At 68.9% G+C, this 1,423-nt stretch carries 2 protein-coding genes; both read right to left on the bottom strand.

Features of this window, described 5'->3' with window-relative positions:
* Positions 1-17 precede the first annotated feature (17 nt).
* Positions 18-566 carry a metalloprotease gene (locus HF921_RS12990; protein WP_215893979.1) on the bottom strand — a complete coding sequence of 183 codons (549 nt, stop codon included), beginning with the start codon at positions 564-566 and terminating at the stop codon, positions 18-20.
* Between the two features lie 10 nt (positions 567-576).
* Positions 577-1,278 (bottom strand): hypothetical protein, encoded by a 702-nt coding sequence (locus tag HF921_RS12985; protein ID WP_215893978.1) that lies wholly within the window; start codon positions 1,276-1,278, stop codon positions 577-579.
* Positions 1,279-1,423: the final 145 nt, after the last annotated feature.

Raw genomic sequence — 1,423 nt, 5'->3', positions numbered from 1 at the left:
AAACGCCGCCCCGCCGGTCAGCGATAGGGACCGATCAACAGGACCAGCCAGACCGAGGCGACGAACACGAAGGCCGCCCCGTAACGGCGGGCCGCATCCAGCGTCCCGGCGGACCAGCGAACGCCCCAGGCCGGCAACCACGTCTCGATGATGGTCCAGCCGTCCAGAGGCGGAATGGGCAGGAGGTTGACCCACGCCAAGGCGATGTTGGCCTTTCCCATGGTGATGATCGCCCGCGTCCAGCCGGGATCGAACCAGCCGGAACGCCCCAGCGCCAAAAAGCCTAAAGCGGTGACGGCGGAGGCCACGGGCCCCGCCGCCGCCACCAGGCGCCTGTCGATGGGCCCCAGGCGCTCCGGGTCGAACTCCACATGCCCCCAGGTCGGCAAAAGGCCGATCTCGAAGACGCCCCGCCGGAAGACGACGACGGATCCGGCGGAGATTTTGCGGACCGCGCCCTTCCCCGCCAACCAGGCCACCGCCGCCGCGTGGCCCATCTCGTGGGCGAGGATGCTGCCCACGAACAGGGCGAGGGTGATCAGAATCGCGGCAATGAGCAATAACATTCCGTCTCCCTCAAGGGGCCTGGTTGAGCGTCGCGCTGCCGCTCGTCGAGGCCTCGCCGTTGCTGAACGTGGAGGAGGACCGGCTGTGGGACCGCTCGGCGCTGGATTCGCTCGTCAGAGCGACCTTGAGGGACCGCCCCCAGAACGCGCCGTCCCCCAGGATGGTCAAACCGCCCGCCTGGGCGCTGCGCTGGCCCGCGTTGACCTGCACGCCGGCGCAGCTCCAAGTGTTCTCCGAGGGATTATAGGCCGCGTCTCCCTTGACCGGCACCACGCACCCGCTACCCGGCGAAAAGGCCGGATCCAGCAGGCGCATCGAGGCCGCCAGGGCGCTTCTGGAACCCGCCGCCACCAAGGCCCGCTCCGCCTCCCCCTGGGTGATCTCGTAGACCTTGCGCCCGTCATGGACCACCGGGGGCGCGGAGTCCGCCAGAATCCGCTCCGCGTCGGCGACCACCTTGGCCTCCGTGGAGTAGCAGAGGGTGGCGAACAGGGGTGGCGCGATCCGCGCCCCGTACATGGGGATCGCTTCCCGAAACCAGCGGGTCTTCAGTTCCCCCGGCCATTGGGGAGCCAGCATGGAGTCGGGGATCATCCCCGCCTTCTCGATGCCCTGGGCCGTGCCGACCTGTCCGTAGAACATCCGATCCCCGCTGCACAGACCCGTTTGCCCTCCGGCGACGCCCGTCCCGAACAGAATTTGCTGGGCCATGCCGCTGTTCGGGAGGTAGGGAATGACATGCGCTCCCGTCCCATGGCAATACGCCCAGGCGCTGCCGACCAGCGGCGTCGCCGAGAACACCTTGCAGGACTGGACCAGTCGCGTCACGGCGGGGGAGGACAAGGCCATGCCGCCG

This window comes from Acidithiobacillus ferriphilus (assembly GCF_018854775.1).
Taxonomy (GTDB): domain Bacteria; phylum Pseudomonadota; class Gammaproteobacteria; order Acidithiobacillales; family Acidithiobacillaceae; genus Acidithiobacillus; species Acidithiobacillus ferriphilus.
This window is presented reverse-complemented; position numbering and strand designations above follow the sequence as displayed.